Origin of the sequence: Campylobacter concisus (assembly GCF_002092845.1) — a bacterium.
GTDB classification, from domain to species: domain Bacteria; phylum Campylobacterota; class Campylobacteria; order Campylobacterales; family Campylobacteraceae; genus Campylobacter_A; species Campylobacter_A concisus_AQ.
This window is the reverse complement of record NZ_LVXF01000012.1, coordinates 29,883-55,874: the sequence shown is the minus strand read 5'-3', so window position 1 is coordinate 55,874 and position 25,992 is coordinate 29,883. Positions and strand designations below refer to the sequence as shown.

31 protein-coding genes, 1 tRNA gene and 1 pseudogene are annotated in these 25,992 nt (G+C 36.0%); 4 read left to right on the top strand and 29 right to left on the bottom strand.

Features of this window, described 5'->3' with window-relative positions:
* Positions 1-294: 294 nt before the first annotated feature.
* From A3854_RS03690 to A3854_RS03635, 12 genes are all read right to left on the bottom strand, one after another.
* The gene (locus tag A3854_RS03690) at positions 295-687 is read right to left on the bottom strand and encodes a hypothetical protein (RefSeq protein ID WP_072594640.1); all 393 of its coding nucleotides are present in this window, start codon (positions 685-687) and stop codon (positions 295-297) included.
* Between the two features lie 53 nt (positions 688-740).
* Positions 741-1,100 (bottom strand): hypothetical protein, encoded by a 360-nt coding sequence (locus tag A3854_RS03685; RefSeq protein WP_180378641.1) that lies wholly within the window; start codon positions 1,098-1,100, stop codon positions 741-743.
* Complete coding sequence (locus tag A3854_RS03680) at positions 1,063-1,872, bottom strand: hypothetical protein (protein WP_084041365.1); 810 nt, start codon at positions 1,870-1,872, stop codon at positions 1,063-1,065. The genes A3854_RS03685 and A3854_RS03680 overlap by 38 nt, the downstream gene beginning before the upstream one ends.
* On the bottom strand, positions 1,872-2,069 hold the full coding sequence (locus A3854_RS03675; RefSeq protein ID WP_085658457.1) for a hypothetical protein: 198 nt from the start codon (positions 2,067-2,069) through the stop codon (positions 1,872-1,874). The genes A3854_RS03680 and A3854_RS03675 overlap by 1 nt, the downstream gene beginning before the upstream one ends.
* A 273-nt stretch (positions 2,070-2,342) precedes the next feature.
* A complete protein-coding gene (locus A3854_RS03670) occupies positions 2,343-2,822 on the bottom strand; it encodes a hypothetical protein (protein ID WP_084041363.1) in 480 nt (159 codons plus the stop codon).
* Positions 2,822-4,018, bottom strand: coding sequence for a hypothetical protein (locus tag A3854_RS03665; RefSeq protein WP_084041362.1), 1,197 nt, complete (start codon positions 4,016-4,018; stop codon positions 2,822-2,824). Before A3854_RS03665 ends, A3854_RS03670 begins: the two co-directional genes overlap by 1 nt.
* A gap of 18 nt (positions 4,019-4,036) precedes the next feature.
* Positions 4,037-4,873, bottom strand: a complete 837-nt coding sequence (locus A3854_RS03660; RefSeq protein ID WP_084041361.1) for a hypothetical protein — start codon at positions 4,871-4,873, stop codon at positions 4,037-4,039.
* A gap of 14 nt (positions 4,874-4,887) precedes the next feature.
* Positions 4,888-5,187: a hypothetical protein gene (locus A3854_RS03655; protein ID WP_072594633.1), complete on the bottom strand. Its 300-nt coding sequence runs from the start codon at positions 5,185-5,187 to the stop codon at positions 4,888-4,890.
* The gene (locus tag A3854_RS03650) at positions 5,175-6,605 is read right to left on the bottom strand and encodes a hypothetical protein (RefSeq protein WP_084041360.1); all 1,431 of its coding nucleotides are present in this window, start codon (positions 6,603-6,605) and stop codon (positions 5,175-5,177) included. Before A3854_RS03650 ends, A3854_RS03655 begins: the two co-directional genes overlap by 13 nt.
* An 86-nt stretch (positions 6,606-6,691) precedes the next feature.
* A complete protein-coding gene (locus A3854_RS03645; protein WP_084041359.1) occupies positions 6,692-7,147 on the bottom strand; it encodes a hypothetical protein in 456 nt (151 codons plus the stop codon).
* Positions 7,120-7,323, bottom strand: a complete 204-nt coding sequence (locus A3854_RS03640; RefSeq protein WP_084041358.1) for a MarR family transcriptional regulator — start codon at positions 7,321-7,323, stop codon at positions 7,120-7,122. The genes A3854_RS03645 and A3854_RS03640 overlap by 28 nt, the downstream gene beginning before the upstream one ends.
* On the bottom strand, positions 7,323-8,279 hold the full coding sequence (locus A3854_RS03635) for a transposase (protein ID WP_084041357.1): 957 nt from the start codon (positions 8,277-8,279) through the stop codon (positions 7,323-7,325). The genes A3854_RS03640 and A3854_RS03635 overlap by 1 nt, the downstream gene beginning before the upstream one ends.
* A gap of 421 nt (positions 8,280-8,700) precedes the next feature.
* Between A3854_RS03635 and A3854_RS09555 the strand changes: the two genes are divergently transcribed.
* On the top strand, positions 8,701-9,051 hold the full coding sequence (locus A3854_RS09555; RefSeq protein WP_180378640.1) for a hypothetical protein: 351 nt from the start codon (positions 8,701-8,703) through the stop codon (positions 9,049-9,051).
* Between the two features lie 36 nt (positions 9,052-9,087).
* On the opposite strand, the gene A3854_RS03625 is transcribed toward A3854_RS09555, so the two are convergent.
* The 15 genes from A3854_RS03625 to murA form a co-directional block, all read right to left on the bottom strand.
* A complete protein-coding gene (locus A3854_RS03625; protein WP_084041355.1) occupies positions 9,088-9,696 on the bottom strand; it encodes a thiamine phosphate synthase in 609 nt (202 codons plus the stop codon).
* Positions 9,689-10,843, bottom strand: a complete 1,155-nt coding sequence (gene thiH / locus A3854_RS03620) for a 2-iminoacetate synthase ThiH (RefSeq protein ID WP_084041354.1) — start codon at positions 10,841-10,843, stop codon at positions 9,689-9,691. Before thiH ends, A3854_RS03625 begins: the two co-directional genes overlap by 8 nt.
* Positions 10,843-11,607, bottom strand: a complete 765-nt coding sequence (locus A3854_RS03615; protein ID WP_084041353.1) for a thiazole synthase — start codon at positions 11,605-11,607, stop codon at positions 10,843-10,845. Before A3854_RS03615 ends, thiH begins: the two co-directional genes overlap by 1 nt.
* Positions 11,608-12,459, bottom strand: a complete 852-nt coding sequence (gene thiF / locus A3854_RS03610; protein WP_084041515.1) for a sulfur carrier protein ThiS adenylyltransferase ThiF — start codon at positions 12,457-12,459, stop codon at positions 11,608-11,610. It lies immediately after the preceding gene.
* Between the two features lie 7 nt (positions 12,460-12,466).
* Positions 12,467-12,670: a sulfur carrier protein ThiS gene (gene thiS / locus A3854_RS03605; RefSeq protein WP_084041352.1), complete on the bottom strand. Its 204-nt coding sequence runs from the start codon at positions 12,668-12,670 to the stop codon at positions 12,467-12,469.
* Positions 12,670-13,848, bottom strand: coding sequence for a pyridoxal phosphate-dependent aminotransferase (locus A3854_RS03600; RefSeq protein ID WP_084041351.1), 1,179 nt, complete (start codon positions 13,846-13,848; stop codon positions 12,670-12,672). Before A3854_RS03600 ends, thiS begins: the two co-directional genes overlap by 1 nt.
* A gap of 11 nt (positions 13,849-13,859) precedes the next feature.
* Entirely contained in the window at positions 13,860-15,695 is a 1,836-nt protein-coding gene (gene speA / locus A3854_RS03595; protein ID WP_084041350.1) for a biosynthetic arginine decarboxylase, read from the bottom strand.
* On the bottom strand, positions 15,692-16,918 hold the full coding sequence (gene hisS, locus A3854_RS03590; RefSeq protein WP_084041349.1) for a histidine--tRNA ligase: 1,227 nt from the start codon (positions 16,916-16,918) through the stop codon (positions 15,692-15,694). Before hisS ends, speA begins: the two co-directional genes overlap by 4 nt.
* Before the next feature lie 29 nt (positions 16,919-16,947).
* Positions 16,948-17,535 (bottom strand): dTMP kinase, encoded by a 588-nt coding sequence (gene tmk / locus A3854_RS03585; protein ID WP_084041348.1) that lies wholly within the window; start codon positions 17,533-17,535, stop codon positions 16,948-16,950.
* Between the two features lies 1 nt (position 17,536).
* Complete coding sequence (gene coaD, locus A3854_RS03580; RefSeq protein ID WP_084041347.1) at positions 17,537-18,007, bottom strand: pantetheine-phosphate adenylyltransferase; 471 nt, start codon at positions 18,005-18,007, stop codon at positions 17,537-17,539.
* Entirely contained in the window at positions 18,004-18,555 is a 552-nt protein-coding gene (locus tag A3854_RS03575) for a UbiX family flavin prenyltransferase (RefSeq protein ID WP_084041346.1), read from the bottom strand. Before A3854_RS03575 ends, coaD begins: the two co-directional genes overlap by 4 nt.
* Positions 18,552-19,358 carry a flagellar basal body P-ring formation chaperone FlgA gene (gene flgA / locus A3854_RS03570; protein WP_084041345.1) on the bottom strand — a complete coding sequence of 269 codons (807 nt, stop codon included), beginning with the start codon at positions 19,356-19,358 and terminating at the stop codon, positions 18,552-18,554. The genes A3854_RS03575 and flgA overlap by 4 nt, the downstream gene beginning before the upstream one ends.
* A 65-nt stretch (positions 19,359-19,423) precedes the next feature.
* Positions 19,424-19,498: transfer RNA gene (locus tag A3854_RS03565), tRNA-Gly, on the bottom strand.
* 51 nt (positions 19,499-19,549) lie between these two features.
* Entirely contained in the window at positions 19,550-20,710 is a 1,161-nt protein-coding gene (locus A3854_RS03560; protein ID WP_084041344.1) for a molybdopterin molybdotransferase MoeA, read from the bottom strand.
* 2 nt (positions 20,711-20,712) lie between these two features.
* Positions 20,713-21,981 carry a UDP-N-acetylglucosamine 1-carboxyvinyltransferase gene (gene murA / locus A3854_RS03555; RefSeq protein WP_084041343.1) on the bottom strand — a complete coding sequence of 423 codons (1,269 nt, stop codon included), beginning with the start codon at positions 21,979-21,981 and terminating at the stop codon, positions 20,713-20,715.
* 140 nt (positions 21,982-22,121) lie between these two features.
* Between murA and A3854_RS03550 the strand changes: the two genes are divergently transcribed.
* The 3 genes from A3854_RS03550 to A3854_RS03540 all read left to right on the top strand — a co-directional run bounded on the left by A3854_RS03550 (position 22,122) and on the right by A3854_RS03540 (position 24,214).
* A complete protein-coding gene (locus A3854_RS03550) occupies positions 22,122-22,802 on the top strand; it encodes an NlpC/P60 family protein (protein WP_084041342.1) in 681 nt (226 codons plus the stop codon).
* 108 nt (positions 22,803-22,910) lie between these two features.
* Complete coding sequence (locus A3854_RS03545; protein WP_084041341.1) at positions 22,911-23,720, top strand: ferritin-like domain-containing protein; 810 nt, start codon at positions 22,911-22,913, stop codon at positions 23,718-23,720.
* On the top strand, positions 23,720-24,214 hold the full coding sequence (locus tag A3854_RS03540; protein ID WP_084041340.1) for a SixA phosphatase family protein: 495 nt from the start codon (positions 23,720-23,722) through the stop codon (positions 24,212-24,214). The genes A3854_RS03545 and A3854_RS03540 overlap by 1 nt, the downstream gene beginning before the upstream one ends.
* 9 nt (positions 24,215-24,223) lie before the next feature.
* Here A3854_RS03540 and A3854_RS10050 read toward each other — a convergent pair.
* Both A3854_RS10050 and A3854_RS03530 read right to left on the bottom strand, forming a co-directional pair.
* Positions 24,224-24,922, bottom strand: a pseudogene (locus tag A3854_RS10050) (methyl-accepting chemotaxis protein); the annotation flags it as partial.
* A gap of 563 nt (positions 24,923-25,485) precedes the next feature.
* Entirely contained in the window at positions 25,486-25,986 is a 501-nt protein-coding gene (locus A3854_RS03530) for a PAS domain-containing protein (protein WP_087577028.1), read from the bottom strand.
* Positions 25,987-25,992 lie beyond the last annotated feature (6 nt).

Below are 25,992 nucleotides of genomic sequence, written 5' to 3'. Positions count from 1 at the left end.
TCAGCACGCTCAAAACGCTTTCGCGTTTTTCGTCCGCGTAGTGTTTGCGTGGCGATAGCTAGCAAAAAGACATAATTATAAGTTTTAAGATATTCGAGCAATCGCAGAAACTATCGCCACAACGCAAACAAAAAAACAACTAAAGAAGGTAAAAAGATCGAGAAAGAAAATAAGACAATAAAAAAGAATAAACTAAAAGGGGAGAAAAGAAAACACGGCACACACCGCAGAGCGGTGGGGCGCCGTGTTTGGGAGGGGGGACAATATCTATCAAGAAGAACACAGAAAAAAAATTTAAAATTTTATCAAAGAACAAGGGATACGTGAAACTTTATTATAGCGGATAGTTTTGAGTAAATTTTTATTTGATCCATAAAATTTAACTTCTAAAGAGCCTTTAGAGTGTAAAAATGCTTTCAACTCATCATAATTACAAAATTTATAATTTAAAACGTTTTCAGCTTCAGCCAATTTTTTATCATCATAAAGAGAATAATCGACATAACAAATAGACCCCTTAAGATAAGAACGACCAGAAGCCATAACAACATAAGGATAATTTTTACAAATAAATTCAGATGCTTCAACATCTGACATATTAATAAAAGACTCTTTTAAATTATCAAAATAATTAGATCCGAAAGAAATATTAAAAAACAAACAAAAAGCAACAATTTTTCTAATCATAAGCAACTCCTTTTTATATAAATAAATAATTATAAAGACAAATTATTAAATTTTTACTTATCCATAAAAAGCGAACAAGAAACACCTTTTACAGCAAGTCCACCTACTTCTAAATGTGTTTTAATTAAAGCAGATATTTCAGCTTCGTTTTTAGTTTTTTTTACGTTATGAATTAAAATTTGCTTGCACATACGATTTTTATTAGATACAAAAGCTTTAAATTGCTTATTGTAATTGAAGTCATCAGACGGAAAATTAGTTTTGTGAGTTTCAAACTCGACTTTATAAATATACTTAATTTCAGCAGTAGAAACAGCATCTAAAAAAGCAATTAGATCGGAAACACTTTTAGCTTCAAGCGTTGAAGTGATAACCCTATTGCCTTGCTGTTGTGTAATTTTGTAGATAGGCATAATACTCCTTTTTTGAAAATCGATAAACTGATAAATAGCGGTGTTGTAAATTAAAGTTAGTTACATCGCTATAAAATTGAGAATAAAAAGAAGAGAGAGAATTTTCAAATATATTAAGAAAATCAGAAAATTCATAAACAAAAGATTTATTAACAAAACTAGAAAAAATAGAGAAAAGATTAAAAGCTTCAGTATGAATACCAGTATAGTCACAATCCAAAAGACCAAGACGAAGATCACTTCTAAAAAAAGGACTAGAAGATGAATAACAAGAAAAATCAGAAAAGGAGAGACGGCTGGTATATTTTGTAAAATTAAAAGATGCAGGAATACAAAAATAAAAGTAATCAGATCGATCACTAAAAGAAAAGAATAAATTACTATCAAAATAAGAAGAAATTTCAGAAGAGCTGGGCAAATCCGTAATATTAATCTTACCAGATGGAGTTAAAAAATCAGTGCCTACCCTATATTCATAATCGGCAGCATCATCGCTATTATAATGCATATGTAAAGGGGCATTAGCCTTTTTAATGCTAGAATTAGTATAAGCAGAAAAATAAAAGCCAAGACCAAAAAGAGAAGAAATACGCTTATCACGAATACAACTATTACCAAAAAAACCGCAATCAAAAAGCGCATCTTTCTTATCATATTTTTCATCAATACTAGCGTTTAAATTTTCAGTATTAGAACGAAAAAATAATATTCTCTCAATATAAAAAGTAAAATCTTTTTTCTTATTACAGCAACCACACAGCAAAGAAACCATTATTCTTTACCTACAAGATCGTGGCAAAGAATTTTTAAAAGACGATTTGTTTCATCCAAAGATGCTAAACCGCTTTTATCATCTTTTTTATCTTTTAAATTGTCAGTTAATATTTTTTCAATACGAGCAAGACAAGCACCAATACTATCAAATTTTTTCATTTCTTCTTCAAAAGCTTTTTCACAATCAAGAGCCATGCTTTTTATCCTTTCCATTAAAATAGCCTAGTCCATTCATCATAGTAATAAACATTTCACTAAGCCCCAAAACGTTTCCAGCATCATCAGTAACAAACATAAAATCAGCAACGTGATTTAAAGCGTCAATATCAATCTTATCACTTCCAGTTATACGTCTAAGAATTTCTTTATCTTGCGGAGTAAAGCGAGAGCTAAAAAGCTTAAAAAGTAGGGTTTGATTTATATTATCAACCTTTGCTTTTGCATAGTTAAATTCTTGATTTTTAGTTTCTAAAATATGCTGACGTTGATTAATAACAGTATTACATTTTGAAGTGCTGAACTATTAGAATTATTAGTATTGATAATTTGATTACCACACTCCACAAAAACTTTGGCAATACCAATACGATCAGAAAAATTACCAGTTAAGAAACCAAGCATTCTATTAAGTTTAACGCCTTTTATATTACTAAGCTTATTTTTAGCATATCTACCTAAAGGAGAGAGTAAAGCTACAACACCAGTATAAACAATACTCATAATTTTATTTACAACACTTTCTTGAAGTTGAATATACTTTACTAAAGCCGCACTAAACATAATAGTAACACCACTATTTATTGCATCCTTTAAAATTCCATCGTCCATACCACTATTTTTTAACTTAGATAAAACTTGATCGTAAGCAACGCTATAGGTTAAGTCTTCAAACATTTCATCAATGCCAAGCTTTAAAATTCTTCCAGCTTCAGAACGTTTATCAGCCATTATTTTAAATCCTTAAGTAAAGTTTTACTAGGTAATTCAGTATCAAACAGATCTTTAAAATTTGGGATAGGAATATCAAATAAATTTAAAGCATCACTATCTAATTCAAAACTATTTTCATCAGTTAAGACACGAGCCTGAACAGCTTGACGAGATAAAGCAATATCGCGTGGCGAAGCGTTAGCAATAGTATTGCCGTCGAGATCCTTTACAGCAATCGAAGTCTTATCAAAATCAGCTTTTTCTTTATAAATTTCAAGCGTTTTAGTTGAATTATCACTAAGTATTTTTTGATTATCGACATAAGAACTAGGTAAAGTAATCTCAACTGGCTTATTAATAGCTAAAGAAGCGTTTAAATTATTATCGACAGCAACACTGGCTTTAAGCTTAACACCAGCCAAACCATCTTTCATAGCTTGCGAATACTCTTTTGAATTAATAACAAGCTTTTCTAAATTTTGATTATATACTTTTTGATTTTCGCCAATAGTTGAGATATATTTAGAAATTTCACTATTAATTTTTTCTTGAGATTTTAACACTTCTTTAAAATCTACACCAGTAGAAACAGCGGAATTAGTGCCAGTATTTGACGAAGCATTATCATATATACGATCGCCAGTATAAGGATTATAAAGCGTTTTAGTAGTAGGATCAACCCAATATCCAGTTTTTCTATCAAATGTAACACGCCCTTGAATTTCTGGAGATTGATTATATAAATTATCTTTTTTAGCGCTAGCTTGTTTATCAAAAGCATTATTTTTCACAGCTCCTAAAACAGCTAAATTTAAAGACATAAGCTTTAATATATGATTTTGCTGATCTAAAACACCAAGTAAAGTTAAGGGGACACTACTAGGCTTATCGTTATCAGATGGCTTAGGTAAATTATCTTCTTTAGGTTTTTCTTTTTCTTTTTGTGCATCTATTGCTTTAGCTTCACGTTGTTTAGCATAATATTCACTAAGCTCTTTTATATTTTTATCAACATCAACACTTTCTTTTTTATCAAAAAAACTATTATAAACATTTTTTAATCCCCAAATACCAAGAGCAGTTATATCAGTAACAGGATTATCTTTTAAATCAAAATTAGCACCAGCACCAATAGCACCAGCAACCCCACCAGCTTTTAAAGCACTATTAACTTGACCAACTTTACTAATAGCTTGAGTAATACCAGAATACATTATTTAAAATCCCTTTCCTTATAAATAAATAGGTGGCTCACTACTTTCGGATTTAGCTTGCTTTTCAACGGCTTCATTGCGTAATCTTAAAAATAAACTAAATAAATCTTCTTCGCCAGAATATTCAAAAATTTGTTTAACAACATCAGATAAATCAAGAGAATTAACGGCAGAACTCTTAAAAATATAAGCATATAAAGCAATCACATATTTATAAAATGTTTTATCAAACTTAAATGGTCTAACTAATCCAGCTGGAACAAAAATTCGGCGAACACTAAAAACACCAAGTTTTACTAATTCATAATCAAGACAAAAAACATCATAAAAAAGGATAAATTTATTAAGACCAAGTTGCAATAAAGAGCAACCTAAAACATAAAAAGGCAAGCTAAAATCTTTAATTTGAACGATTTGACCTTTAGAAAAAGCTCCTAAAGTAATATCACTTTGTATAGTTGAAAATGGCAAATCAAGAAGAGCAGAAGAAAAAATATTAGCTAGATTAAAATCAGAAGAGAGAAGCTTATGTCCCTTTGGAATATCTTTCTTTTCAATTTCAACGTAAAGACCAGAGATAGCAAAACGTATATCAGAAATATCTAAAGGATTTAAAATACAATCACAAATAAAAAATTCATCATCGCCACCATAAACCAAAAAATCAAACAATTTAACGAAAATTTGATTAGAATAAATATCTTTAAGATATATCGGATCATTAGCACTACAACAATGAATAGTTTTAATATCATCTAAAGAATAATTACAAGGCTGATACTGACTAAGACTATTTATTAAAGAACCGCTATCACTTAAAGAGAAAGCACCTAAATTTTTAATAATATTTAACATTTCATAACCCTTTTTTAAAATAAATCTAATCTAGGCTGTTTAACAGCAAAAATATATTTACGACCATTTCGCAAAGAATAACCTTTGCTATCTAATAGCTTTTTCAAATTTGTTTGGATAAAAAGAATATTTAATTCATCAAGAGCCGAGTAAAAAGCCTTTCTACTACCAATAACAATATCAGCCCAAATAAAACCAAGCTTTTTGGCGTAAAGCCTTTTAACGATAGGACATTTAATATCAATACAAATAACATCCTTGCCACTATCTAATAATTCACACACCAAAAGACCATAAGCGTTTAATTTTTGCATTGAAACCCCTTTAAAGCATTTGTTATAGGATGGATATAATCATCATTTCTTATTTTGCTAATGGCAATAAAAAAATCATTTAAAGAAGCGTTAAAAACATCAAAAAGGGGATTATCTATATCTAAATTCTGATTTTTTATAGTTTTTTCATTTTTCAAAAAATTGCCGGCAAGCTTTGATAAGCCGTATTCGTGAAGAGTTAAGCCATCATTTTCAAGATCTTTAAGTGTTTCAGTAAAAACATATAAAAAATTCTCACCACTAACACCCAAATTAGTATAAACAGCACCAACAAAAGCCTTTAAAGCCATTTTTGCTTTTTTAATATCCCTTGACTGAATGAGATCGTGCATAGTAAGAGCTTTAAATTTATCATCGCCCCAAGGCAAGAGCATATCCCAAAATTTAAGCCTATTATCATCAAAATCGCATCTTTGATAAATTTTTCTTGCACTATCACTTTGAATAGTGCCAGCAGTTAAACGATTAATTTCATCATCAGTTAGATCATACCATTTACAAATACTAAGCCCTTGCGACCAAAAAGCCCCCAAATGATTAAAAATATAAGCAATTTCATCACTTTCATTAATAGGGATTAATCTTTTTATTGCAGATCGTCCAAACTCCGCTTCGTGTCTAAATACAAACATATCAACAGCAGGATTAAAGCCATTTATTTCCCATTTTGTAAAAATTAAAGTTGAAATATTTTTGCTTTGAACTTGTTTTATTTTGTCATAAACCCTAAACATATGCGGATTTTTTCCAAAGCTTACACCTTCGAAGCGAGTAAAACGCATAAAATTATTAACATTAATTTCAGTTATATCATTAAAAACTGGCGAATTTTCATCAATTATTAAATCATCGTCATCTTTTTTATATTGATCTGAATAGTTAGAAACCCTTTTTAAACTTCTAAATTGTAAAAAATCTTGCGGAGTATATTTTATGCCAGTCACATCAGTTGCAAGATCGAGCCTTAAAACACTTATCTTAAAATGCTCTTTAAATATATCACTTAAAAATTTATTTACAAGCTCATAGGCTCTAACGTGTCCATATTTAAGTAAAAATATGCTTCTAAATTGAATTTTTAAATGATATAGCCCTTTTGGCTTAAATTTAGTATCTGAAATGGTGCAAAATATATCATCGTTTGAAAAATATCCAAAATATTGACCTAAGCCTTTACTTGATACTTTAAAATTTCCGTAATCAAAGCCCAAATCATCCAAAATATACTTTTCGCCAAATGTGCGTAAATTTTGTGCTTGTTGTTTTAGCGTAGCGATCTTGCGAATAAAGCTTGAAAAAGTTGTATTAAAAAATTTTTCATCAATACAATTTACGCCGATAACTAAAGTATCGATGCCTTGATGAAGTATTTTAAATCTATCGTCTTTATATATCATTTTTTAAACCTTTAACAAAACCCAGCTTGTCCCGCCTAACCTTGCTGATAGTCTAGGCACGGGGCTAAGTTTTTAGCCCCTACTTTTCAAGCATTCGAGCCATTTTTAAGTGCTTCCATTTTTAGCATCGCCGTGACAAAACTATCAATCGCAGGCACAAATTTATTAAAGACAATAACTGGTGTCGAGTTATAAGCATCCTTATAAAGTCTATATTCGATCTTACCGCTAGCGATATAAACTTCATCTTCTTTTAAATCGAGATATTGCTCTTGTGTTATTCTCGTAGAATGTTCTCCGCCACTATTAAGAGCGACAAAAGTTATCATATAGCTATCATCCCACTTTTCAAACTCTCCAAACTCGTTTATAATGGGGTTATTATCTTTATCTAGCTTTTGCTTACCATCGATCTTTTTAGTTTTTATGACCTTAATCTTTTGCTCGAAATAATCTAAATTTTGATTGAGAGATTGATAAATCTCTCTATAAAGATTTTCGCTTGTGCTATCCATTAATGGAGCTGTTGCATTTTTTGCCATTGTTTTATCCTTTTTGAAAAAATTTGATTTTTTATTAAATATCTATTACTAATAATTTGAGAAAGATAAGCTTTGCTAATCTTTAAATGATCGCATATATCAGCCCTTGTTAAAGAATTTTTAGATGATAGGATTTCAAGAACTGAAAAGATTAGCTTATAATGAATTTTTTTCATTAAATAGCCTTTATTTCTGGATTAAATGGGAATAAGCTTTTTAAATAACGGACTATCGCACACATAACAGCAACAATAGCAATCATTTTCTTTTTGCCGTTAGCTAATAAGCGCTCATAACGTGCTTTGAATTTAGCGTTAAAACGAATTGCACATAATGCAGTCATAAATAGAATACGCCTTAGATTAGAATTGCCCATTTTGTTTATCTTTTGGCTTTTATGAACACTTGAGCCACTTTGAAAAATTCTAGGACTAAGACCAATGAAGCTTATAAATTGTTTTTCAGATTTATCCCTATTAAAATGCAGTTGTGGAAATAAATTTAAAGCGAGATCAACTCCAAAGCCTTTATTTTCTTTAATGATCTCTTCGGTTTCTGGAATAGCTTTTTTAACAAGATCAAAAGCTAGTTTTTGAAGCATAGCTTGAAGTTTTGCAATCTCTTTTATAAGATTTGCGATAACATCATCAATTACTTTATTGTTTAAAGTTTTTTGAGAACTTTTAAAATTTTTAAGTTGAGTATTTATTTTTTGGAGCAAATTTAAGGTTGAATTGTAACTTTTTATCTCTAAATACTCGGAATTATACTTATCAGGTGCGATCTCGCCTTTAAAAGTCCTAGCATAAACAGCTAAGCCATAACTATCGCTTATATCAGTCTTTATAGTGCTAAGATGTTTTAAAAAAAGAGACGACTTATAAGGATTTGTAATGTTATATCTAATATTTAGATCAGATAAAGCCCTTTGAAGGGCTAAATGATAATTTGATGTGGCTTCAAAAACAACTAAAATTTCATCGTTTTTAAAACTATCAAAATAAACTTTGATAAGCTCATAGTTATTAGGCAATGTTTCAAATTTAGCTTTCTCACTCGTGATAGAAGTTAGAAAACAAACGTCGATTTTATCTTTAGAAACATCAACACCACAAAAAAATGTTTTTTTCATTTTGATACTCCTGAATAAAATTTAGGTTATGTTTCTTTCTTGTATTCAGTGTCAAGCACTAAGATTTTTAATCGAAACATTAACCATAAGCCCTAAATCTAAGCTACAGTGTAAAAGATCACTTAATTTAAAAGCAAGGACTTATGGAAATTTTATAAAATCAAGAGAGAAAAACGAAACAAGACAAGTAAATTCTCTCTGATTTTATGGAAGTATCATACAAAATTTAAAAGCCACTGCCTTTGCAAATAGGTGGCGACTTGTTATTAAAATTTGGCTTGTTTTTTCTTTTTTATCCTATGCGCTGGCCTACTATCTTGGGTTAGAGGTTTTTGGCTTTATCTCTGCCATTTCTATCTTTGGCTGTGTTTGCCTGCTAGCCTTTAGCTCACTTCTTTGGTTTATCGCTAGCCTTGTATTTTTGCAACCTTTGGTATTTTTACTACTTGAAAAATTTGATGAAAGAATTACTGTTTATGCTTTAGCCTGCTCAATTTGGCTGCTTGGCTGGATCACTTTGTCGCTTGTGGTCGATGATAAATTTGCAAGACTGGGAAATGACATCTTGCTAAAGATCTCTCGCATAGTTCTTGTTGGCGAGTTTGCCTTGCTATATTTTTTTAACTACAACAGCAGCCTTGGCATAGAGACTTTAATAAAGTCAAATTTGACAAAGTCGCTGCTTTTAGTGCTAAACTCCTATATGCTGCCATCGCTTGTGACGCTACTTATATTTGATATAAAAACATATATCGCTAGCAAAAATGAGTAAAATTTTACGTATTATTTTATGTAATTTATACTAAATTTAGCCGTTTTTGCTCTCTGCTATCTTTTTTATAGGCTCCATATCGCCGTTCATTGCTAAGCTCATAAAGCAAATACCACTTGCACCTGCTTTTATAGCCTCTTTGTAGTTTTGGTTGTCCAGTCCTCCAAGTGCATAAATCTCTTTATTAAAACTTTTTAGCTCACTTATAAAATTTATCCCTTTTGGCTCTAAATTTGGCTTGCAAGAGGTGGCAAATATATGAGAAGCAACCAGCACATCAGTGATAGAGGCTGAAATTTTAGCCTGCTCTAGGTCGTGAGCTGGGGCGTAAATTTTTGCTGTTTTTCTAAATTCTTCTAAAAAAACGCCGTGATTTTTAAAAAAATCTAGCTGCACCGAAGTGAGCCAAAAATCGCTCTTTAGCTTGCAAGCTACGTCGAAAAATTGATTAATGATAAATTTCTTGCGGTAGTTTTCACAAATTTGAGCCACAACCCTAGCAAGATCGTAAAATTGAGCCTCGCTTAGCCCCTTTGCGCGGAGCAAAATTTCATCCACGCCAGCCTTACAAAGTAGCTGAATTCTCTTTAAAAAGTCATCGCCCTCATAGCTTTCAAAGTCGGCCACGCAGAGAATTTTAAACATAGACATACTCGCTCATCAAGGGCTCTAGGCCGTTTGCTTTTATCATTGCTTTTATCTCATTCACGCTTCTGCTATCGCTTATCTCAAACTGCTCGTCGCCCTTTTTCTCTTCGCCGTGAGCGCCGATGCTCACTTTTACGCCAGCGCTTATCTTATTTGCGGCGATCTTTACGGCATTGTCGCGAAATTTCGCCTTTTCTCTGGTTGAGATCGTTATGCTGGCTGTTGGCATAAAAATTCTATAAGCGCAGATCACTTGCAAAAGCTCGCGCTCACCCACATCACGCGGATTTATGCGATCATTATTTATGATAGGACGAAGTCTTGGGCATGAAAATGCGATCTCAGCGTGTGGATACTTTTTCTGAACTAAGCTTGCGTGAAGTGCAGTCGCAAAGGCATCAAGTCTAAAGTCATCTATGCCAAGAAGTGCTGCAAAGCCGACTCCTCTCATGCCTCCAAGAAGCGCTCGCTCCTGCGCATTTAAGCGGTATGGGAAGATTCTTTTGTTGCCACCAAGGTGAATTTTCTCGTATTTTGTGGGATTATAGGTCTCTTGAAAGACGGTCACGTAGTCTGCGCCGCTTTTATGAAGCAGAGCGTAGCCGTCTGAATTTAGCGGGTAAATTTCAACCCCAACGACTTTAAAAAATTTCTTTGCCAAAGCGCAGGCATTCGCGATGTAAGCGACACTTGAGTTGGTCTCGCTCTCGCCAGTTAGGATCAAAATTTCTTCTAAGCCGCTCTTTGAAATTTCTCTTAGCTCCCTTGTGATCTCCTCTTCACTTAGCTTTGCCCTTTTTATATTGTTTTTAGCGTTAAAACCGCAATAAACGCAGAGATTATCGCAGTAGTTTGCTATGTAAAGCGGCGTAAAAAGCGTGATGTTTGAGCCAAAATTTGCTCTTGTTTTTGCCTGAGCGAGCTGGGCGATCTGCTCTAAAAATGGCGCTGCAGCAGGCGAGAGCAGGGCTTTTAAATTTTCAAGCGAGCAGTGCTTTGCATTTAGAGCTGCTTTTACGTCCGCTTCGGTGTAAATTTCAGGTTTGTAGCTCGCTCGCTCTTTTAAAATCTCATCCATGATATCGCTACCAACATCCTGCATGTGAGGTAGTAGCTGCATGTGGTCGGTTTTTGTAAATTTCATCAGTCTAAAAATCCAGTGAGCGGAGATGAGGCGTTTGCGCTTTTACTCTTTGCACCAAGGCCTGCTAGATAGGCGTTGCGACCAGCGATGATCGCCTCTTTGAAAGCTCTTGCCATGAGTGGGATGTTTTTAGATGAGGCTATGGCTGTGTTTGCCATGATCGCAGCCGCTCCCATCTCCATCGCTTCGCACGCTTGTGAGGGCTTACCGATGCCTGCATCAACTATGATCTGCGTATCAAGCTCGTTTATCAAAATCTCAATGATATCTTTAAAAACTAGCCCTTGGTTAGAGCCAATGGGCGCAGCTAGAGGCATTATGCAACTTGCTCCCGCACTTAGCATCGCCCTTGCAGCGTTTAGATCAGGAAACATATAAGGCATTGGCACAAAGCCGTCATTTGCCAAGGCTTCGCACGCTTTTATGGTTTCAGCGTTGTCTGGAAAGAGAAATTTAGAGTCAGTTATGATCTCTATCTTAACAAGCTCGCCGCACCCAAGCTCACGTGCAAGCTGGGCGATACGAACGGCCTCTTTGGCATTTCTAGCGCCACTTGTGTTTGGCAAAAGCGTCACGCCTTTTGGGATAAAGTCAAGTATGTTTCGCTCTTTGCTCTCGTTTATGCGCCTAAGAGCAAGGGTTAAAATTTGCGCGCCAGCCTCGTTTATGGCTGAGTCGATGAGCTCGTGCGAGTACTTGCCAGAGCCAAGGATAAAGCGGCTTTGAAACTCCTTGCCGCCAAGGATCAAACTATCGCTTTGCACTTACGCCTCCAAGCCCATAAGCAGTCTAATGGCCAAATTTGCCTCGTGGTTTGCGCAGACTGCGACGCGCGGTGCCATGAGTCCTTGACCGATTTTCGCCTCGTTTGTGAGGTCGCCGCAAAGATAGACATTTTTGGCAAATTTTATAGTTTTTATGAGATTTGAGCTAAAGTATCCAGCCATGCCAGAGGCGCCGATGATCTTTTTATCTTTTAGGCTTGCCCCAGCTTCATTTAGTATCATCGCCTTGCCAGCTACATTGTCAAAGGCTTCGCATAAAATTTCACACTCGCCAAAGACGCTAGCCACGTTTTTTTCATCTAAAAATATATCGTGAGTTTCAACCTCGACAAAGGGATTGACGTCATTTATCAGCTCTTTAAGCGCCTGCGTCTTTTTTAAGCCGATGTGGCGGACGAAATACTGCTGGCGGTTTAGATTGCTTGGCTCAACGACGTCAAAGTCGGCAAGCACTAGCTTTTTTACGCCAACTCTTGCAAGGCTTAGCGCGATATTTGAGCCAAGGCCGCCAAGTCCAGCCACGCCGATTACTGCTTTACTTAGGGCTAAATTTAGCTCAGGGCTGTTTCGTGAAGCGATCATCGCGCGTAAAACTTCACGCTCAGGCATCACGCCACGCCTTATAAATACGACGTTTGAGCCATCTTTTAGCTCGCTATCTTCTTTTATAGCAAAGCCATCAACGATAAAAATGTCTGGCTTTGTCGCGCTAAATTTCTCTAAAAATTTATAAATTTCACTCTCTTTATCGCCAAGCGCAAGCTCTTTTAGCTCGCTAAGGCTTTTTACTGGCACATTAAATTTTGCGCCGTTTAATACAATCTCTATCATTTTCTCCTCATCCACCGCCAACTAAAGTGACGATCTCATAAGCTTTGCCTTCGCTCATGAAGCGCTCACGCCAAAGCTTTTTTGGCAAAATTTCTCCGTCTCGCTCAAGGGCTATAAATTTAAACTCATAGCCATTTTGAGCTAAAAATTCATAAACACTTATATCGTTTTCAAGATCGAAATTTTTGCCATTTACACTAAATTTGATCATTAAATTTTGTAGCTTTTTACAAAATTTGCGATCCTCTCGATCGCTTTTTTTATGCTCTCTATGTCAGTTGCAAAAGAAATTCTAAAATATCCCTCCATGCCAAAGCCCACACCTGGCACGGTCGCTACATTTGCCTCTTCAAGCATCTTTTTGCAAAACCTAAGTGAGTCGCCGTCTACTTCTTTACATTTTACAAATAGATAAAACGCGCCATCAGGCTTAACTACGCTTAGCCCAGGGATAGCATTTATCATCTCAACTGCCACATCGCGTCTTTTTTCATACTCTTTTCTCATGTTTTCGATATCGTCGTCAGTTTCACCAAGAAGCGATGGGATAGCGCCTATTTGTACGATGGAGCTAATGTTACTTGTGCTTTGACTTTGAAGCTTTTTGATGCCAGCAATCAGCCAGTCCATCGAGCTTGCGATATAGCCAAATCTCCAGCCAGGCATCGCACCGCATTTGCTTAGGCCATTTATCGTGACCGTTCTTTTAAAAAGTTCCTCGCTTACTGAGGCTACTGCGTGAAATTTTTTGCCGTAGATCACTTTTTCATAAATTTCATCGCTTGTGATGATGATGTCAGTGCCCTTTAAAACCTCGCCAAATGCCGCGATCTCCTCTTTCGTATATACAGCTCCAGTTGGGTTTGTTGGATGATTTAGCGAAAAGACCTTTGTTTTTGGCGTGATCGCTTTTTTTAGCTGTTCGGCTGTGATTTTAAAATTTGTGCTCTCGTCTGCCTCGATAAACACAGGCACGCCGCCACAAAATTTAACGATCTCAGGGTAGCTCACCCAATATGGAGATGGGATGATGACTTCATCGCCTGGGTTGATAAGTGCTTGAAATACATTAAAAAGTGAGTGCTTTGCACCGATGTTTGTGACGATTTGATTTGCTTTATAGTCAAGTCCGTTATCTCTTTTTAACTTTGTTCTAATGGCATCGATAACCTCAGGCAAGCCTGGTACTGGCGTGTATTTGCCGCTTTTATTATCGTTATCAAGTGCGTTTTTTACAGTTTCTCTTATCTTTTTTGGAGTCATAAAGTCAGGCTCACCAGCTGAAAGCGAGATCACATCGATACCAGCAGCCTTCATCTCTTTGGCTTTTGTGCTGATCGCGATTGTGATTGATTCGCTTAATGTTTGCATTCTGTTTGCTAGTTGCATTATTTTCCTTTTTAGTTGATTGTCTTTAAGTAGCTATTATCATTTAAAAATAGATAAAGTTCGCCTAAAATTTGCTTCTTTTGTGTTTCGTTTATCAAAGTTGATTTTACTAAGCGCTCGTTTAGGGTGTCTTGGATCTCGTAGATATCATAGTCCATGTCTTCCATAATGTCTAAAATAGACTGGCTCTCAAGTAAATTTGTGATCTTGTAGCCATCATTTGAAAGCTCTATCGTGGCTTCTGTCGGATGGGTGAAGAGGTTGTGTTTCATGCCGATCACCTCTTGATATGCGCCAACTAGGAAAAATCCCAAGAAATAATCCTCCTTCTCCACATCCACGTCGTGCAAAAGTAGTGGGTTTTTCTCGTCATCATAGCTGATCTCGCCGTCGCTATCGCAGGTGATATCCCAGATCGAAGCTGGCAGAGTAGGGCGCTCATCGAGCCTATCAAGTGGCATGATAGGAAAATTTTGCTTTAGTCCCCAAAAGTCAGGCAAGCTTTGAAAGATTGAGAAATTTAGCAGATATCTCTCTTGGACCTCTTTTTGAATTTTGGCCAGATCGCTTGAATTGCTCTTGTTACCAAGCATGACAACGGCTTTTTTGCTAATGAGCCTTAAAAGCACCTCTGCGTTTGATCTATCTTGAAGATCAACATAGCCTAGATCAAAGAGAGTTAAAACGCTCTCTGTGTGATGGATGGCATCGTGCAGGTATTCTAGGGCGTTTGAAGGTTTGATTGATTTATAAAGATCGACTAGCTCGGTTATCAAATTAGGATTATTTTTCTTTAAATTTAGCTTCTCTTCGGTGTATTCTTGAGAAAATAGCTCAAGCACAGGAGCGACTAAAAGTGCGTGAGAGGCGGCGATGTAGCGACCTGACTCTATAAATATATCTGGCTCGATCTCCTTTTTTTGCTCGCTTATGGTTTTAAGCATATAAACAACGTCGTTTGCATATTCGTTTAGTGTGTAGTTTCTGCTGCTTTCTTCTTTAAACTGCGAGTACTCAATCGCAAGACCGCCACCTAAATTTATCGCTTTTAAATTTGAGGCGCCCATTTTTCTAAGCTCAGCGTAGATGTTGCCAGCTTCGATGAGTGCTTTTTTGAGCGGGTGGATCTCGCTTATTTGAGAGCCGATGTGAAAGTGTATCATTGTGAAGTTTTCAAGTAAATTTGCCTTTTTTAGCATCTTTACAGCTTCTATTAGTTCTGTTGATGTTAGGCCAAATTTAGAGTGTATGCCACCACTCTTTGCCCAAAGACCCGAGCCTGTCGAGTGCAGTCTTACCCTAAGTCCGATCTTTGGTTTTGGTTTGAAGCGCTCTTTTGCGATGGCGATTATCGCTTCAAGCTCGTTTAAGCCCTCGATCGTTAGTGTGATGTTATGCCCCATTTCAGCGGCGATAAAGCCTATATTTATCATCTCCTTATCTTTAAAGCCATTTACGGTTATGGGAGCTTTTTCGTTATTGTAAGCCATAGTTAAAAGTAGCTCAGCCTTACTACCAGCTTCAAGACCGTAGTTATAAGGTTTGCCAAGGCGAACTAAATTTTTTACAAAGCCAGGATATTGATTGACTTTAAGTGGAAATACGGCATTAAAGCTGCCTTTGTAGGCAAATTCTTTCTTTGCCTTTGCAAAGCTTGCGTGGATCTGCTCGATCTGCTTTTGGATAAGGTGCGGAAAGCGAAGCAGTAGTGGCCCTCTATATCCGTCGTCTCTTATCTCTTTTACGATGTCGATAATCGCTGGTTTGCTGGCTGCATTTATACAGACTTTGCCATCTTCTATAACAAAATTTGAATTACCCCAAATGCTAAGTCCAAAATCATTCATCCCAGCTCCTTTTCAAGATCATCTAAATGTATCGTTTTTTCATCTTTGGTTTCTAAATTTTTATACCAAATTTTATTCTCTTTCATCTCGTTTTCGCCCACGCAAAGGAAAATTTTTGCATTTTTATTGTCGGCATTTTGCAGATGTTTTTGAAGCTTTTTAGCTTCATAAGAAATTTCAACCGGATATTTTTTGCGAAGTTTTGAGCCAAGATTATAGATAAAATCAACATTCGCCGCATCAAGCGCGCAAAGATAAACTCCGTCTCGCTCATCCTCAGCTTCACCTAAAATTTCCATTATCCTCTCAACACCCATCGCAAAGCCAACGCCATAACTTGCTCTACCGCCAAGGTACTCTACGAGCCTGTCATATCTGCCACCCCCTGCGACTGCGCTTTGTGAGCCGATCTCATTGCTGATAAACTCAAACGCCGTCTTGCAGTAATAATCAAGCCCACGAACTAGCTTAGTGTCTATCTCAAATTTAACGCCATTTGCCGTTAAAATTTCTTGCAGTTTTTCAAAATCAGCCTGCGCCTCATCGCTTAAGCTATCAGTGATAACTGGGGCATTTTTGTAAATTTCTTGACAGCTCTCAATCTTGCAATCAAGCACGCGGATAGGGTTTAAGAGCTTGCGTCTTTTGCAGTCTTCGCAAATTTTATCATCGTTTTCATCTAAAAATTTAACAAGTTTTTCTTTGTAAGACTTCATCGAGCTCTCGTCGCCAAGCGAGTTTATTTTTAGGGTTGTTTTTATATTTAGCCTATTAAAAATTTCACTCACCATCAAGATAATGCTCGCGTCCTCATAGACGCTGCCTTCGCCAAAGCACTCACAGCCAAACTGGTGAAACTCTCTTAAGCGACCTTTTTGTGGGCGCTCGTAGCGAAACATCGAGCCGTGATAAAAGCAGCGTTTTATCACATTTGCCCTGTCAAGTTTTGCCTCAATAAACGCTCTAACCACGCCAGCTGTGCCCTCAGGACGCAAGCAAACGTCGTTGCCGCCTTTGTCTTCAAACTGATACATCTCTTTGCCCACGATGTCACTGCTCTCGCCGACACTTCTTTTAAAAAGCGCCGTCTCCTCGAGGTGCGGGGTCAAAATTTGCTCATATCCGTAGTTTTTTCCGACTTCCTCGCAGGTTTTTATTATCTGTGCGTAAAGTTTTGCGCGAGCTGGAAGCATATCTTTCATGCCACGAAGTGCCGTTATCATCGCATTATCCTTTTTATTTTTTTGTGATTTTACTTAAAATTTATAAAATTTTCTATCTCTTTTGAAATTAGCTCTATGCTTTTAGACGCGTCTATAAAAAGCGTTTCAAAGCCATTTTTGATAAGAATTTGCTTCATTAGGCTTTGCACTTTTAAAAGATACTCTAGTCCGCGAGCTTCGATCTTATCGCTTGTGCCTCTATTTTTTAGCCGTGCATTTATTATCTCAGCACTTGCTTCAAAAAAGACTATCTTGTCTGCAAATTTATCATTTAGTGCAAATTTATTAAGCTCTAAAAGCATGTTTTCATCTAAGTTTTCATCATTTGCCAAAGCGTAGGCGATGCCAGAGATAAAGCCTCTGTCGCTTAAAATGAGCCTACTTAAATTTGGAGCGACTAGCTTTTCAAAATGCTCAGCCCTGTCAGCTAAAAAGAGTAAAATTTCAGTCCTTTTGCCTATTTTTATGCTTGAGCTTAGTAAAATTTCACGTAAATTTTCACCAAGCTTTGTGCCACCTGGCTCTTTTGTGACGATGGCATCACTAAATTTAGAAGCTAAAATTTCTATCTGCGTGCTCTTACCAACGCCGTCAATGCCCTCAAACAAAACATACATTTTACACCTTTAAATTTTTTAGAATTTTTGCTGGCACTAGATTGCTCACATCGCCGTCGTGTCGCAAGACTGAGCGGACGATCGAGCTTGAGATAAAGGCGTTATTTAAGCTTGGCATAAGATAAACCGTCTCAAATTCGTCCCAGAGTGCAGCGTTTGCGTAGCCGATTTGTAGCTCATACTCAAAGTCACTAACCGCGCGGAGTCCCCTGATAACGGTGTTTATGCCGTGCGATTTAGCAAAATCAACAAGCAAGTTATCAAAGCCAAGAACGCTTACGTTTTTTAGCTCACAAACTGCCTCTTTTGCCATTTCTATACGCTTTTCATGTGCAAACATCGGCTGTTTGCTGTCACTTCTTGCAACTGCTACGATTACCTTGTCAAAAATTTTTGTAGCTCTTATGATAACGTCTAAATGGCCGTTTGTGATCGGATCAAAAGTCCCTGGATAGATGCAAGATTTTTTCAAATTTGCCACCTTTTGTAAAGATTATTTTCGATTTTTAAGGCATCAAGCCACTTGCCGATGATGAAATTTTCCATATCATGAAGGCTCTTTATGCCTGCGTAGTAGCCCAAAACTGGGGGCGCGATGATGGCTCCAAGAGATGAGAGAAGCTGCATCTGAGAAAGCGCGATCGTAGAAAATGGCATCTCTCTAACGCCCAAAACTAGGGTTTGTCTCTCTTTTAGTGCGACACTTGCAGCCCTTGTGATGAGCGTGTCGCTTATGCCGTTTGCGACCTTTGCCAAAGTATTAGTAGAGCAGGGCGCTATGATCATTGCTTCAATGCCAAACGAGCCAGAAGCTGGACCTGCGCTAAGGTCTTGACCATCATAAATTTTTACGCCAAGCTCATCTAAATTTAGCCTCAAATTTTCTTCAGCCTCTAAAACTTTCATGGCATTTTTACTAACTATGACGTGCGCCTCACAGCTATCTTTTGCGGCACTTATTAGCTTTAGAAAAAGCCCAGCCCCGCTTGCTCCAGTGGCTGCAAAAACTACCTTTTTCATCTTATCACCGCCTTGTCTTTACCTGAAACTGTGGCTTGTAAAATTTTATTATCTTTTGTTCTTATCTTTATCATATCACCTAAATTTCCATCCTCAAGTGCCTTTACTTCAGCTATTATCTTAACGCCATCCTCGCTTAAAACCGCATTTAGCATTTGACCTTTTTTGACTAAACTTATGGCTTTAAACTGACGCTTGGTTAAAATTTCACCGCTTTTTATCTGCACTTTTGTTATAAGAGCCAAGCTATTTGAGCTAGAAAGTGCATCTTTTGGCCATTTGTCAAACTCGATCATTGTTGGCTGATAGTCAAGCAGGCTTAAAATATGGTTTGTATTCATTGAATTTATTGCTATAAAGGCTGGCATCTTAGCGTTAAAGCTAAATTTAAAATAGATACTTTTTAGGCTCAGATCAACATCCTCAAATGATGCTCTAAATGTACCTTTTTGACTATTTTGATCACCTAAAAAGATATTTTTTAGGAATAGCTCTTTGAAATTTGTTGGAAGCTTATTTTGTGGGCTGATGCTAAGATCACTTATGCTGATGCCAGGATATTCATCGCTAATTGATCTTAAAAATCGCATTTGAATCTCATCCATAATAGAGCAGTTTTTCACAAAGGCAACGCTTCCACCGCTTTTGTCATTATATGTTTTAAAATTTGCTGTTAGAATTTCATAGAGTTTTTTGCTATCTATCTTAGCAGCTCTTTTGCCCTCTAGGTTTAAAATTTCATTGTCTTCGCCTTCAAAGCCAAAAGTACTAAGTGAAATTTGATCATTTAGAACGCAATACATTGGATAAATGCTGACTTCATTTGCAAAAAGTTTTGTGGAAAATAAAAAAAAGAGTATAAAAAAGATGGAGCGGGAAACGAGATTCGAACTCGCGACCCCAACCTTGGCAAGGTTGTGCTCTACCCCTGAGCTATTCCCGCAGTCAAAATGAAGTCCGCATTCTATCAGATTGTTTTTCATTTGTCAAGATTTTATGGAAGTTTTATAAGAGAAATTTCACTATTTTGCAAAATTTCGCTTTGATCTGGGCTAGTTAAAAACATAAAAGTGCTTTTTAAAATATGATCTATCATGCCAGAGCCGTATTCTCCACCATTTGTTGCTATAAATTTATCATTTTCAATATTTCCAAAAATGGCATTGATTCTGCCTGATTTTACCTTTAAATTTTGCGCATTTGTAGCATTTTGTATCACAAAGCAATCCTCTTTTAAAAGAGGCAAAACAAGCATCATCATACAAACATAAGCTGCCATTGGATTTCCAGGAAGGACAAAAATAAGTTTGCCATCTTTTTCATAAGCCTTGCAAGGTTTGCCAGGTCTTATATCAATATGTGAAAAAATTTCATTGTATCCAAGCTCGCTTAGAACTATTTTCATAAAGTCAGCCTCACCAGCGCTCGCTCCGCCAGAGCAGATAACGATGTCGTAGTTTGCAGCGTTTAAAAAAGCCTGTTTTACGGCGCTTAGCTCATCTTTTATAATTCCAAGATATGAGCTTTTTTGACCAATGGAGTTTAAAAGCGCTGTGATTCCAAAGGCATTTGCGTTGTAAATTTCATCCTCGCTTGCTCTTTGCCAAGGCTCAATGATCTCGTTTCCACTTGAATAAATTCCAACGCTAGGCTGCTTTTTTACATTTATAAAACTTATGCCCTGTGCTGCTAACATCATTATGCCTCTAGTGTTTAAAACCTCGCCACTTTTTAGCAAAATTTCACCAATCTTTACCTCTTCACCTTTAAAGCGATACCCATCACCTTTTTTAAGATTATTTGGTGCTTTTATAAAATTTCCATCAACAACACAATCTTCAATCTTTATGATTGTATCAGCACCCTTTGGCATCTTCGCACCAGTCATTATCTTAACGCACTCATTTTTGCCGATGCTTAGCTGCTCTTTATCGCCTGCAAAGGCACTTGCGACTATTTTATATGGCTTATCTTTATCTACAAATTTCACAGCAAAGCCATCAAGCGCAGAGTTATCAAAACATGGCAGATCTTTTACCGCCACTACGTCATTTGCCAATGTTTTACCAAGAGCCATGCTGATAGGTAAAATTTCACTATCTATTTTTAATTTGAACTTAGATTTAAGCGCATCTAATGCATCATTTAGTAGCATTTTTACTCCTCAAGCCTAATAATATTTGCACCAAGGCCTTGAAATTTTTCTTCTAAATTTTCATATCCTCTATCAAGGTGATAAATTCTATGTACCAAGCTTTCACCATTTGCTATAAGAGCAGCTAGTATCAGCGCTGAGCTTGCTCTAAGATCTGTTGCCATTACATCGGCTGCGTTTAGCTTAGCTGGTGCATAAACACTTGCGATATGCCCGTTTAATTTAATATCCGCTCCCATTCTAGCAAGCTCGCTAACGTGCATAAAGCGGTTTTCAAAAAGTCTCTCATCTATCGTGCTAACGCCATTTGCTGCAAGGCAAAGCGCCATAAATTGAGCTTGCATATCTGTTGGAAAGCCCGGATACTCAGTGGTTCTTATCTCCACTGGTTTTATCTCTTTTGCTGGCAATATCGTAATCTTATCGCCGTCTACTTCGATACCAAAGCCCATCTCTTCAAATTTATTTAAAATGGCTGTCATATGGGCTGCATTTGCCTTTGTGACTGAAATTTTGCTATTTGTTATAGCTCCAGCACAAAGGTATGTGCCAGCTTCTATCCTATCAGGGATGACCTCAATATCGCAAATTTCAAGTAATTTTTGGCCACTTCCAGTGATCTTTAACTCACTTGTGCCGATGCCTTCTATTTTAACGCCACTCTTAGCCAAAATTTCACAAATTTGCACCACTTCAGGCTCAAGCGCTACGTTAAAAAGCTCTGTCGTGCCGTGCGCTAGAGCTGCAGCCATGATGATATTTTCGCTGCCAGTTACAGTGATCTTATCAAAAACGATCTTTGCGCCTTTTAGGCCATTTGGTGCTGTTGCAACGACGTAGCCTTGCTTTATTTCTATATTTGCTCCCATTTTTTCGAGTGCATTTAGATGCAGATCAATAGGTCTTTGCCCGATCGCACATCCTCCAGGTAGGCTCACTTCGCAGTGGCCAAAGCGTGCAAGAAGCGGTCCAAGCGTTAAGATAGAAGCGCGCATTTTTCTAACGATATCGTAATTTGCAGTAGTTGAGCTTACACCACTTGTGTCTATGCTTAGTGAATTTTTATCTTTAAATTCGCACTTTGCTCCTAGATTGGTTAGCAGTTGGCAAAGCGTTTTTATATCAGCGACATTTGGGATATTTGTTAAATTTACACTTTTTTTTGCGAGTAAGGTTAGGGCGATGATCGGTAGAGCAGCATTTTTGGCACCGCTTATTTTTACTTCGCCACTTAATTTGGCATTTCCTTTTATCTTTAAATAGTGCATCATTGTTTTTTGCCTTAAGAAAATATGTTTTTTTGCCGATATTATATTGCTTTTTAACTTAGAATAAAGAAAGCAAAGCACTATTTCCGGTTCATTTACGTTTAAAAGTTAAAATTGCAAACACTAAAATTTTGGATATAAATATGTCAAATTCAATAAATAAAAAAATCTTTTTTATACTTAGCATTATATTTTTTACAGGTTGTTCTTTTACTTCTAATCAACCGACAACTCCGCAAAATGAAACAAATCAAACTGTAACTTCAAATATTGATTTTAGCGAGCAAATGATTGGTGAAATCATAGATGAAGACAATGATAGAGAAGATAAAAAATTTGGTTCTTTTTTTAAAAAATACCTAAATACAAGAGCTGGCGGTGATTGCTCAGGATTCGTTTCTATCGTAAATGCAAAGTATCAAAATATGTATTTTGATGAAAAGACAATAAATCGCTACTACGATAATGGCGGTAGAAAGTCAAAAGCGATCTACAATTTTTATGAAAGTAAAAATTTAATTACTCATAAAAATCCAAAAATAGGTGATCTTGTATTTTTCTCAAATACTCTTGGCAAGGGTGTTCAAAAAAATAAAGATAAGAAAAATATCACTCATGTTGGCATAGTTACAGCTGTTCTTGGCGATGAGACGGTAAAATTTATACATAATTCTGGCGGAAAGATAATTCATAGCTATATGAATCTAAAACAAAAAAATGTGCATCTAAAAGGAAATCAAGAGATAAATAGTTATCTTGTAAGATGTTCAAACTCAAGTTGCTTGGCAGCAAATAGATTTGCTGGATATGGCAAAGCAAAATAAATCAGAAATTTTTACTAAAAACCTTTTAAAACAAATACTAGGCTCAAATTTTAAGCATTATTTATATAAATTTACACTCGTAAATACAGATTTATATAAAGAGAAAATATGAATTTTTTTGATGAAATTTGGGAAATTTTAAATGAAGGCGAGATTGGGCTTAAATTTTTAAAATTTGAGCTATTTTATGAGAAATTTAAACGAGATTTTAATATAAATTTTTACGAAAGCTCTAAACCAAACGAGCTAATAATGCCTAGCTATGCAAAATTTTGTGAAGTAGTTAGCATGAAAGAGTTAAACAAAAAAGTAAAGCCAAAGGATAAAAATTTAAATTTTATCCACTCGGTAGCTCATATTGAATTTAGTGCTATTGACATTGCGCTTGATGCTTGTTATAGATTTAGAAATTTGCCAAGAGAATTTTATGAAGACTGGCTAGAAGTGGCTGAAGATGAGATCAGACACTTTTGTATGATAGAAAATTTGCTCTTAAAACAAGGCGGTAGATACGGCGAGCTAAGTGTACATGATGGGCTTTTTATCGCACTTCAAAAGACTTCAGATAGTCTAACTAGCCGTATGGCGCTACTGCCAAGATATATGGAGGCAAATGGGCTTGATGCAAACGCTCATATTATAAAAAGGCTTGAAAGTGAAGGTGGCAACGAAGAGCTGATAGAGTGCCTGAAAGTCATCTTGAAAGAAGAAATCTCTCATGTTTATAAAGGCGATAAGTGGTTTAAATTTGCCTGCAAAAAAGAGGGCATTGACGAAAATAGCTACTTTGGCATTATCTTAAGTTTATATCCAAATTCATTTAAAAATGTTAGAGAGATCAATGAGCAAGATCGCTTAAAAGCTGGATTTAGCAAAGAAGAGCTTTGCTTGATAAAGAATTTCTCAAAGGAGAGATAGTGAGTAAAATTTATTTCATAAGACATTCAAAAGCGGTTGATGAGAATAAGGACGGAGCTAAAGATGCCTTAAGGGAGCTTAGTCAAAAAGGCAAAGAAGACGCTAAATTTATGGCAAATAGACTAAAAATGTATGATGTGATGCCAGGGGCTATCTTTTCCAGTAGTGCCAAAAGATGCGAGCAAACGGCAAAGATTATCGCTAAAACTTTAAAATTTAAAGAAGAGACCAGTCTTATAGATGAGCTTTATGATATAAGTTTTGAAGATCTTTTAAAATTTGTCAAAAATATAGATGAGAGTTTGGATGAGATTTTTATCATCACGCACAATCCAAGCATAACTGAAATTTGCGAGTATTTAAGCGATTCGTCAATAGATAATATCCCAACTTCTGGAATATTTTGCGTTGAGTTTGGATGTAAATTTAGTGAGTTGAAAGAGGGTGGTGCAAAAGCGTTATTTTTTGACCACCCCAAAAAATATCAAAGATAATTTAACACTTTAGTTTTTATCTTTAAAAATTTCGTTATATGAAGTAAAAATTTGCTCGCTTAGATCTTCTATTTTTTTAGACTTATCAACAAAATAATTTAAATTTTGTTCATTATAGCCAGAGGCTGACTTCTCGAGCAAGAGTTTGATTTCATTATTTAGTGACGATGTAAGTTCTTTTGACTTATCAAAATTTTTGTTTTGTTTGTGTTCGCTTATACTCTCGTTCTCATACCAATCTAGCAGGCTCTGCGCTAAATTACGTATTTCCTCACTGTATCCTTGCTCGTTTATAAGGTCAGAGTACACTTTGGTTTTGTAGGCAATTTGCGAAATTTTTGCGATTATAGCAAAGGTTTTATTTTCGACATATTTTGATGTTTGAGCAGTATTTTGTGCGTTCGCATTAAACTCACTCAATACCTTTTTGAAATTTTCTACATTTTGTGTCGTTAGCTTAGAAATTTCATCGATTTTTTTAGAATTTTCATCGATATCATTTACCTCTTGCTGAAGTGTTTTTATATTTACTTCGATATCACTTGCAGCTTTTTGCGTATTTTCAGCTAGTTTTCTTACCTCATCAGCGACTACTGCAAAACCACGTCCGTGCTCTCCTGCACGAGCAGCTTCAATGGCAGCGTTAAGAGCAAGCAGATTTGTCTGATCGGCAATATCTTTTATTAAATTTAAAATAGAGCTTATTTCAGAAGCCCTAGTGCTTAGCATGCCAGTAGCATTTGAGCAGCTTTGTACTAGACCATCAAGCTCTCCCATGTTTTGACTAAGTTCGGCGATGTTTGACATATTTTCTTTTGCTATTTGTGCAGTTTGTTTAGCATCTGTTGCTGTTTGGCTTAAATTTTTGATACTTTCATTTAGATCATCTCTTACATAATTTATACCATTTATACCGTTTCCAAGTTTGTCAAGCTCGCTTGATAGAAGACCTCTAACCTTGCTTTTTTGGCCGTCTTTTATACCTGTGACACCCTTGCTCATAGATATGGCATTTCGTTTAAATAAACCCCTAAACCCTTCTACAAATATATTTCTATATGTTTTTGAGTTTTGTGCAGCTTGGACTGAGGTTGAAATTTCACGTTGAAGCGCCTCAACTTGATCTAGCAAATCATTTATGCCAAGGGCGACTTCATACATCTCGTCCTTTTCTCCAACATTTACAATGCGAGGCTCTAGTATGCCATTGCTTGCCGATTTGACAACACTTAAAATCTCATTTATTGCATTTGATTTTTTCTTAAACATATCTAGAACCTTTGCAAGTTGTTTATAAATTCATCATAGTTTGTTGATTTTTCTTCCAAAAATTTTAATAAATATTTTTTAGATGCTTCGATACCGCCATCTCGTTCTAGCTCAAGTAGTTTTGCATAAAGTGGTTTTATGATCTCTATTGCTTTTGCATTTGGCTTACGTCTAACAGAATAGTAGCCAACGATATTATCTTGTTGATCAAGCGAGGCTGTGATATTGCCAAATACCCAGTAAAATCCACCATTGAGAGTTTTATTTTTAATAAAGGCAAAAATTTCCTCTTTATTTTGTATGCGTTCCCAAAGTAGCTTGAAAATAACTCTTGGCATATCAGTGTGCCTTATTATATTGTGCGGTTTTCCCAAGAGATCACCTTGTTTTACTCCTACGATATTTAAAAAAGGCTCGTTGCAATAAGTGATCCTTCCTTTTGTATCTGTTTTTGAAACTAAAAATGCGTTCTCATCAACGCCATATTCTCTTTCTATAGGCAATTTTAC

Excerpts from the sequence above, each read along its gene's own strand:
- A3854_RS03690 (WP_072594640.1), bottom strand. The coding sequence starts at position 687 with ATGATTAGAAAAATTGTTGCTTTTTGTTTGTTTTTTAATATTTCTTTC.
- A3854_RS03685 (WP_180378641.1), bottom strand. The coding sequence starts at position 1,100 with ATGCCTATCTACAAAATTACACAACAGCAAGGCAATAGGGTTATCACT.
- A3854_RS03680 (WP_084041365.1), bottom strand. The coding sequence starts at position 1,872 with ATGGTTTCTTTGCTGTGTGGTTGCTGTAATAAGAAAAAAGATTTTACT.
- A3854_RS03675 (WP_085658457.1), bottom strand. The coding sequence starts at position 2,069 with ATGGCTCTTGATTGTGAAAAAGCTTTTGAAGAAGAAATGAAAAAATTT.
- A3854_RS03670 (WP_084041363.1), bottom strand. The coding sequence starts at position 2,822 with ATGGCTGATAAACGTTCTGAAGCTGGAAGAATTTTAAAGCTTGGCATT.
- A3854_RS03665 (WP_084041362.1), bottom strand. The coding sequence starts at position 4,018 with ATGTATTCTGGTATTACTCAAGCTATTAGTAAAGTTGGTCAAGTTAAT.
- A3854_RS03660 (WP_084041361.1), bottom strand. The coding sequence starts at position 4,873 with ATGTTAAATATTATTAAAAATTTAGGTGCTTTCTCTTTAAGTGATAGC.
- A3854_RS03655 (WP_072594633.1), bottom strand. The coding sequence starts at position 5,187 with ATGCAAAAATTAAACGCTTATGGTCTTTTGGTGTGTGAATTATTAGAT.
- A3854_RS03650 (WP_084041360.1), bottom strand. The coding sequence starts at position 6,605 with ATGATATATAAAGACGATAGATTTAAAATACTTCATCAAGGCATCGAT.
- A3854_RS03645 (WP_084041359.1), bottom strand. The coding sequence starts at position 7,147 with ATGGCAAAAAATGCAACAGCTCCATTAATGGATAGCACAAGCGAAAAT.
- A3854_RS03640 (WP_084041358.1), bottom strand. The coding sequence starts at position 7,323 with ATGAAAAAAATTCATTATAAGCTAATCTTTTCAGTTCTTGAAATCCTA.
- A3854_RS03635 (WP_084041357.1), bottom strand. The coding sequence starts at position 8,279 with ATGAAAAAAACATTTTTTTGTGGTGTTGATGTTTCTAAAGATAAAATC.
- A3854_RS03625 (WP_084041355.1), bottom strand. The coding sequence starts at position 9,696 with ATGTTTAAAATTCTCTGCGTGGCCGACTTTGAAAGCTATGAGGGCGAT.
- thiH (WP_084041354.1), bottom strand. The coding sequence starts at position 10,843 with ATGAAATTTACAAAAACCGACCACATGCAGCTACTACCTCACATGCAG.
- thiF (WP_084041515.1), bottom strand. The coding sequence starts at position 12,459 with ATGATAGAGATTGTATTAAACGGCGCAAAATTTAATGTGCCAGTAAAA.
- thiS (WP_084041352.1), bottom strand. The coding sequence starts at position 12,670 with ATGATCAAATTTAGTGTAAATGGCAAAAATTTCGATCTTGAAAACGAT.
- A3854_RS03600 (WP_084041351.1), bottom strand. The coding sequence starts at position 13,848 with ATGCAACTAGCAAACAGAATGCAAACATTAAGCGAATCAATCACAATC.
- speA (WP_084041350.1), bottom strand. The coding sequence starts at position 15,695 with ATGAATGATTTTGGACTTAGCATTTGGGGTAATTCAAATTTTGTTATA.
- hisS (WP_084041349.1), bottom strand. The coding sequence starts at position 16,918 with ATGATAACGGCACTTCGTGGCATGAAAGATATGCTTCCAGCTCGCGCA.
- tmk (WP_084041348.1), bottom strand. The coding sequence starts at position 17,535 with ATGTATGTTTTGTTTGAGGGCATTGACGGCGTTGGTAAGAGCACGCAG.
- A3854_RS03575 (WP_084041346.1), bottom strand. The coding sequence starts at position 18,555 with ATGAAAAAGGTAGTTTTTGCAGCCACTGGAGCAAGCGGGGCTGGGCTT.
- flgA (WP_084041345.1), bottom strand. The coding sequence starts at position 19,358 with ATGTATTGCGTTCTAAATGATCAAATTTCACTTAGTACTTTTGGCTTT.
- A3854_RS03560 (WP_084041344.1), bottom strand. The coding sequence starts at position 20,710 with ATGCTACTAAATGATGCATTAGATGCGCTTAAATCTAAGTTCAAATTA.
- murA (WP_084041343.1), bottom strand. The coding sequence starts at position 21,981 with ATGATGCACTATTTAAAGATAAAAGGAAATGCCAAATTAAGTGGCGAA.
- A3854_RS03550 (WP_084041342.1), top strand. The coding sequence starts at position 22,122 with ATGTCAAATTCAATAAATAAAAAAATCTTTTTTATACTTAGCATTATA.
- A3854_RS03545 (WP_084041341.1), top strand. The coding sequence starts at position 22,911 with ATGAATTTTTTTGATGAAATTTGGGAAATTTTAAATGAAGGCGAGATT.